This window comes from Bradyrhizobium sp. AUGA SZCCT0283 (assembly GCF_018130385.1).
In the GTDB taxonomy this organism is placed as follows: Bacteria; Pseudomonadota; Alphaproteobacteria; order Rhizobiales; family Xanthobacteraceae; genus Bradyrhizobium.
This window is the reverse complement of record NZ_JAFCLU010000014.1, coordinates 177,446-184,411: the sequence shown is the minus strand read 5'-3', so window position 1 is coordinate 184,411 and position 6,966 is coordinate 177,446. Positions and strand designations below refer to the sequence as shown.

Here is a 6,966-nt window from a genome sequence, read left to right as displayed (position 1 = left end):
CCAGCCAGCATGGTGAATCAGAAGCCCGCTGATTTGGGAATCCCAAATCGATTCAACCTAACCCCATCCCGCTTTAGAGCCCGGTTCTGATACAATCAGAACCGGGCTCTGTGCTGCCGCGGGTAGCTACGCTGCCGCGGCGATGCTCCGCGGGTTTGCGACATACTCCTTCAAGACCTTGCCGGACGTGTCGACCTCGACGAGCGACACGTCGTAGCTCCAGAGATCGGCAAGGTGCTGCAGCACGCGCTTGGTGTCGGCTTCGGTGAGCTGGGCGCCCTTTACCACGGTATGGCGCAGCATCAGGCGGCGATCGCCGGCAAGGTCGACATCGACCACTTCGATGTTCGCGTCGATGAAGCCGACATCATACTGTCGCGCCAGTTCGCGCCGCAGCCGGCGGTAGCCGCGCTCGTTGTGGATGGCGTCGACCAGAATGCCGGAGCGGTTCTCCGGATCATCATGCAGATGGAACATGCGGAAGTGCCGCATCAGCCGCGGGCTCATGAACTGGCTGATGAAGCTTTCATCGCGATAATTGGCCCAGACGTCGCGCAACACGCCCATTGCGTCGCCCTTGCCGGCGATATCCGGAAACCACTCGCGGTCCTCGGCATCCGGATTGGTGACGATGCGCTCGATGTCCTGCATCATCGCAAATCCCAGCGCATACGGATTGAAGCCGGAATAGCGCGGGTCGTCGAACTCGGGCTGGAACACTACGTTGGTGTGCGACTGCAGGAATTCGAGGAAATTTCCGTCCGTCAGCCGTCCCTGCTGATGCAGCCGGTTCATGATCTGATAGTGAACGTAGGTCGCCGTGCCCTCGTTCATCACCTTGGTCTGGCTCTGCGGATAGAAATACTGCGCGATGTGCCGCACGATCCGCAGTATTTCGCGTTGCCAGGGACGCAGGCGTGGCGCCGTCTTCTCGAGAAAATACAGCAGGTTTTCCTGCGGCAGACCGAGCATCTGGCGACGGCGCTCGACGTCCAGTATCGCGTCGCTCTTCACTTTGCCGGCCGGAACGGTGCGCCACAAATCGTTGAAGGCGCCCTCCTCATGGGCGCGGCGCCTGCCCGCCCGCTTTTCCTCGGCGCGAAGATCGAGACTCTTCTTGCCGGGATAGCGATCAATGCCGTGCGACATAAGAGCGTGCGCGGCATCGAGCGTGTGCTCGACCGCCAGCCGGCCGTGGCGCTCCTCGCAATGCGCCACGTAGCGCTTGGCGAATTCGAGATAATCCAGAATGCCGTCGGCGTCGGTCCATTGCTTGAACAGGTAGTTGTTCTTGAAGAAATGATTGTGGCCGAAGGCGGCATGCGCGATCACGAGCGTCTGCATCGTCGCGGTATTTTCTTCCATCAGGTAGGAAATGCACGGCGACGAGTTGATGACGATCTCGTAGGCCAGCCCCATCAGCCCCTTGCGATAGGACGCCTCCTGAAAGGCAAAGTGCTTGCCGAACGACCAATGCTTGTAGAACAGCGGCATGCCGACCGACGAATAGGCGTCCAGCATCTGCTCGGCGGTAATGACCTCGATCTGGTTGGGATAGACATCGAGCCCCAACTCGTCCCGCGCAACCTGTTCGCAGGCGTCGCAGATCCGCTGCAACGTCCGGAAGTCCCAGTCCGCTCCCTGAAACAGCAGTCGGTCGGTCGCGGTCATGACGCGCTCCTTTCCTGCTTGCTACGGCGCTGGAAGAGATCGTGAAATACCGGGAAGATCTCACTGCGCTCGTTGACCTTGCGCATCGACAGCGGCGCGCCGCTCGCGCGCAGGCCCTCGTAGAGGGTCCACAGCGACGAATTGGGCATTTCGTAGGACAGGCCGTTCTCCTGGCCGACTTCCAGATAGGCAAAAAACTGGCTGACCGGCAGGATCTTGTCGGTCAGGAGCCGGCTGGTGACCTCGCCGTCCGCGTAGGAATTGTCGCCGTCGGACGCCTGCGCGGCATAGATATTCCAGTCCGCCGGCTTGAACCGCGACCGCACGATGTCATGCATCGCCTGCAACGCGCTCGACACCAGCGTGCCGCCGGAAGCCGGTCCGTGAAAGAACGTCTGCTCGTCGACCTCTTCGGCCCGGTCGGTATGCCGGATGAAAACGATCTCGACGTGGCGGTAGCGCCGCTTCAGGAACACGTAGAGCAGCATGTAGAAGCGCTTGGCGAGATCCTTCATATGCTCGGTCATCGAACCGGAGACGTCCATCAGGCAGAACATGACGGCCTGCGCCACGGGCTTCGGCACCGTCTCGAAACGCCGGTAGCGGATGTCGATCGGATCGATGAACGGGATGCGGCTTATCTTGGCCTTCAGGGCCTCGATCTCGGCCATCAGCTCTGTGCGGCGCGCCTCGTCGGTGCAATCCGCAAGCTCTGCCTCGAGGGCTGCCAGCACCTCCGGCCTCGGCCGCCGCAGCGCGACGCGACGCGCTAGGGCGCGACTGACCGTTCGGCTCACCGAAATATTGGCGGGCGAGCCGGATGTTGTGTAACCCGCCCGGCGAATACCCTCGCTTTCGACCTCGGCCAGCTTTCGCTTGGCGAGATCGGGCAATTCCAGGTCGTCCAGGAACAGGTCGACAAACTCGTCGCGGCTGAGAACGAAGCGGAACGCGTCTTCGCTGTCGCCCTCGCCCGCGCCCCTCCCCTTGCCGCCGCTCTGGTTCGGTCGCGGAAGCATGTCGCCTTCGACGAACTTCTTGTTTCCGGGCAGTACCATGTCGCGCGTGCCGCCCTCGCGGCGAAAGCGCGGCTCTTCCATGCCGTCGATCGGGACGCTGACCACGCCGCCTTCCATGACATCCTTGATGTCCCGGTCCTGCGACGATTTCTTCACGGCCCCTTGAACCAGCGCCTTGGCCCGGCGCAGAAAGCGCTGCCGATTCTCGAGACTCTTGCTACCCGGATTCAGGCGCCGGTCGACAATGTGAATGGCCACGTTTCATCCGCCTCAGCCAGCCTGTTTTACGCGCATGTACCACTCGACGAGCCGGCGAACTTGCCGCTCGGTATAGCCACGCTCGACCATGCGCGCGACAAACTCGCCATGCTTCTTTTCGGTCTCCCCGTCCTTCTTCGAGCCGAAGGAAATGACGGGCAGCAGATCCTCAACTTGGGAGAATATCCGCTTTTCGATCACTTCCCGAATCTTTTCGTAGCTGGTCCACGTCGGATTCTTGCCGCCGTGCTGGGCGCGCGACCGCAGCGAGAACTTGACGACCTCGTTACGGAAGTCCTTGGGATTGGCGATGCCGGCCGGCTTCTCGATCTTGGTCAACTCCTGATTGAGCAGTTCGCGATCGAGCAGTTGTCCGGTGTCGGGATCCTTGAAATCCTGATCCTCGATCCAGGCATCGGCATAATCGACATAGCGATCGAACAGGTTCTGGCCGTAATCCGAATAGGATTCGAGATAGGCCTTCTGGATCTCGTGCCCGATGAATTCGGCATAGCGCGGCGCCAGTTCGGCCTTGATGAACTCGAGATAACGCTTCTCGACTTCGTCGGGAAGCTGCTCGCGCCGGATCGCCTGCTCCAGCGTATACATCAGATGGACCGCGTCGGCACCGATCTCACTGGTGTCGTGATTGAAAGTCGCGGCGAGAACCTTGAAGGCGAAGCGTGTCGAAACGCCGTCCATGCCTTCATCGACACCGGCAGCATCCCTGTATTCCTGAACGCTGCGCGCCTTTGGATCGGACTCCTTCAGGCTGTCACCGTCGTAGATCCGCATCTTGGCGAAGACAGTCGAGTTCTCGTGCTTGCGCAACCGCGACATCACCGAGAAGCGCGCCATCGTTTCCAGCGTGGCCGGGGCGCACGGCGCGGTGGCCAGTTCGGAGCTCTGAATCAGCTTCTCGTAGATCTTCTGCTCTTCGGTGACGCGCAGGCAATACGGCACCTTGATGACGCAGATGCGGTCGATAAAGGCCTCGTTGTTCTTGTTGGTCTTGAAGCTCTGCCATTCGGCCTCGTTGGAGTGGGCGAGAATGATACCGGTGAAAGGGATCGCGCCGATGTTCTCGGTCCCGATATAGTTGCCCTCCTGTGTTGCCGTCAGCAGCGGATGCAGCATCTTGATCGGCGCCTTGAACATTTCGACGAATTCGAGAATGCCCTGGTTGGCGCGATTGAGGCCGCCCGAGTAGCTGTAAGCGTCGGGATCATTCTGGGCGTAGGTCTCCAGCTTGCGGATGTCGACCTTGCCGACCAGCGACGAGATGTCCTGGTTGTTTTCGTCGCCGGGCTCGGTCTTTGCGACCGCGATCTGGCGCAGCCGCGACGGCTGGATCTTGGCAACGCGGAATTGCGAGATGTCGCCGCCGAAGGATTCGAGACGCTTGTAGCACCACGGGCTCATCAGTCCGCTGAGGCGGCGGCGCGGAATGCCGTACTTCTCCTCGAGCATCGGACCGAGCGCTTCCGGATCGAACAGGCCGAGCGGGTTTTCGAACACCGGGCTGAGTTCGTCGCCGGCCTTCAGCACGTAAATGGGGTGGACTTCCATCAACGACTTGAGGCGTTCGGCAAGCGAGGACTTTCCGCCACCGACAGGCCCGAGCAGATAGAGTATCTGCTTGCGCTCTTCGAGGCCCTGCGCCGCGTGGCGGAAGAAGCCTACGATGCGCTCGATCGTGTCTTCCATCCCGTAGAAGCCGGCGAAGGCCGGATACAGCCGCATCGTGCGGTTCAAAAAGATACGGCCAAGGCGAGGGTCCTTGGCCGTGTCAATCATCTGAGGCTCACCGATCGCAGCTAGCAATCGCTCGGCGGCGTTGGCATATCGCATCGGATCGCTTCGACACGACTCCAGATATTCCGCCATCGACATATCGGTCTGACTTCGGGCTTCGAAGGACCGGGCGAAAGCATTGAACAGAGAATCGTTGTACATGATCCGTCTCTCCATGGTCACCTGTAAAATGCCGGACGCACCGCTCAGGTTCCAGTCTCGGAGCGTCGCAGCTTCCGTTCGCGAATCACCATCAGCACATGTACTGATTGGACACGCGAGCCACTTCACAATGCAATGCAATAGTCATGCTAAGGGCCTCCTCCTCGTAAAGATACGGTGCCATTTCGCTCGCGTTGTAGCCGTGCTGCAACATTTTCACCGGGTAAGTACTGAGCATCATGTAAGGGGTTTTTTAAGGAATGTGAGCGGTCGCGCGGCTCGAATCTGCATCCGCCTGGCAAACCCCAAACAGCCAAACGGAGTAATTCGGGGTTCTGAACGGCCCGAACGCGCGATAACGGGCGCCTTTTTTGACCTTCGGACGGCCGGTCAGCGGCAAATATGGCCAAGATTAACACGCGTTCATCGCGGACTGGGTGTTGAACGCACCCGGCGCCCACTGCAACTAAAGTAACATGCCGCGCGTTTAACCCGAGTCTGCCATGAAATACGCCTGCATCGTCGCCGCCGTTGCCTCCGTCATCGGAGCCCATGCCTGTCACGCCCAGGAAGGCGTCGACAAAGCTAAAGCCACCGCCTTCGATGCTCAAATGTTCGGCGGCCCGCCCAACCACAAGACCTATGCCTGCTTCGTGCGTCGTTATGACGCCAGCCATCTGGCGCAGCATCCGAAGCAGAAGGTCAGCGCGATGAAGCTGCTGGTGACGGCCGAGCACGCGCCGGAAGACAAGACCGTCAATTATTCGTTCCGCCTCGGCTTCAAATATCGCCACCGCGCCGGCAATTTCGATTCCAGCGGCTACTGCAATCACATCGTTGCCGGAAACAGCGGCGGCGAAATTCGACTTGGCTGCGGCGTCGATTGCGAAGGCGGCGGCATTGAAGTGGCGATGAAGGACGACAAATCCGCGCTGATCCGGCTGGAGCGGATCAGGATCTGGGAACGCAACAAGGCCGACGACGACGCCAGTAACGATTTGGTCGCCGGCGCCGACGACAAGATCTTCCGCGTTGATCGCTCCGATCTGCACGAATGCTCCGAGTTGGTGACGGATCGCAAGGAGCTTGCGGCACTCCGGCACAAATGAGCCATACTACATAGGTTGGTATGCCTCACTACTTAGGTCTGTGACCCACACCACTTTGGTCGGAGAGATTTGATGCATCGACGCAGTATCCTGTGGGGCGCGATTTCGGCTTTCGGCGCAGCCTTTGCCGCCTCTCGCGCCAACGCGGTTAGCGAGGCAGCACCTCCGGCGAAATTGAAAGTGGTTTATCACCTCAACGATCTCGACAAGGTCAGCTTCGTGCTGGGCAACATCCAGAACCATCTCGACGGCGTCGGCGGTCCCGACCATATCACGATCGCGCTGGTGATTCATGGCCCGGCGTTGCGGGCGTTTCATTCGGCAGCCGCCAATCCCGATCTTTCGAAGCGCGTCAGCCAATTCTCCAAAGCCGGCCTCGAACTCGCCGCCTGCGGCAACACCATGAAGTCGCAGAATGTCGCGCTGAAGGATTTACTGCCGGGTTTCATAGCCGCCGAGCGGGGCGGCGTGGTGCGGATCGCCGAGCTGCAATCGCAGGGCTATCTTTACCTCCGACCTTGAGGCGCCGCCGATTGACGTGAACCTTTCACGTCGCTCGCTCATTTGGGCGATCTGGTCGCCGTACTTTCGCCCGCTGTATCGAGCTGAATACTTCTTGTGTTCGGATTCAGTCGCGACGGCGCCTGCGCGCCCGCTCCCCCGCCGACATGCGGGTTGTGTCCCCCTGCAACCGCCAGCGGAATGTTTTGCGCATGAACCCTCAAATACACGCCGATGCCGGCCGCTTCCGCCGTGGTCGCGCCAGGCGCGAGCAGGCCACACAACAGCAGGAGGCAGGCGGGGGACGAGAAATGACGGCTCATGACGGCCTCCTTCACGACTTCGTGCATGTGCCCGTTGGTGTCGCCATTGCGAAAGCCGGTTCGACCGATCCGGTCGTATAGATGCCCGCAAGACCAGCCATTTTCGGGATCGAACCGCCGCCGATGGCG

6 protein-coding genes are annotated in these 6,966 nt (G+C 60.4%); 2 read left to right on the top strand and 4 right to left on the bottom strand.

The window, feature by feature from the left end; genetic code table 11:
* Window positions 1-126 precede the first annotated feature (126 nt).
* Genes JQ624_RS20620 through JQ624_RS20610 form a run of 3 tightly spaced genes read right to left on the bottom strand, consistent with a single transcriptional unit; the run spans window position 127 to window position 4,904 of the window.
* Window positions 127-1,671, bottom strand: a complete 1,545-nt coding sequence (locus tag JQ624_RS20620; protein ID WP_212420742.1) for a SpoVR family protein — start codon at window positions 1,669-1,671, stop codon at window positions 127-129.
* Window positions 1,668-2,948, bottom strand: a complete 1,281-nt coding sequence (locus JQ624_RS20615) for a YeaH/YhbH family protein (RefSeq protein ID WP_212420741.1) — start codon at window positions 2,946-2,948, stop codon at window positions 1,668-1,670. Before JQ624_RS20615 ends, JQ624_RS20620 begins: the two co-directional genes overlap by 4 nt.
* Before the next feature lie 12 nt (window positions 2,949-2,960).
* Window positions 2,961-4,904: a PrkA family serine protein kinase gene (locus tag JQ624_RS20610; RefSeq protein WP_212420740.1), complete on the bottom strand. Its 1,944-nt coding sequence runs from the start codon at window positions 4,902-4,904 to the stop codon at window positions 2,961-2,963.
* Window positions 4,905-5,407: 503 nt separating this feature from the next.
* On the opposite strand from JQ624_RS20610, the gene JQ624_RS20605 reads away from it, so the two are divergent.
* Both JQ624_RS20605 and JQ624_RS20600 read left to right on the top strand, forming a co-directional pair.
* The gene (locus tag JQ624_RS20605; protein ID WP_212420739.1) at window positions 5,408-6,013 is read left to right on the top strand and encodes a hypothetical protein; all 606 of its coding nucleotides are present in this window, start codon (window positions 5,408-5,410) and stop codon (window positions 6,011-6,013) included.
* 72 nt (window positions 6,014-6,085) lie between these two features.
* Entirely contained in the window at window positions 6,086-6,535 is a 450-nt protein-coding gene (locus JQ624_RS20600; RefSeq protein ID WP_212420738.1) for a DsrE family protein, read from the top strand.
* 38 nt (window positions 6,536-6,573) lie between these two features.
* Here JQ624_RS20600 and JQ624_RS20595 read toward each other — a convergent pair whose 3' ends face one another.
* On the bottom strand, window positions 6,574-6,837 hold the full coding sequence (locus tag JQ624_RS20595; RefSeq protein WP_212420737.1) for a hypothetical protein: 264 nt from the start codon (window positions 6,835-6,837) through the stop codon (window positions 6,574-6,576).
* Window positions 6,838-6,966: the final 129 nt, after the last annotated feature.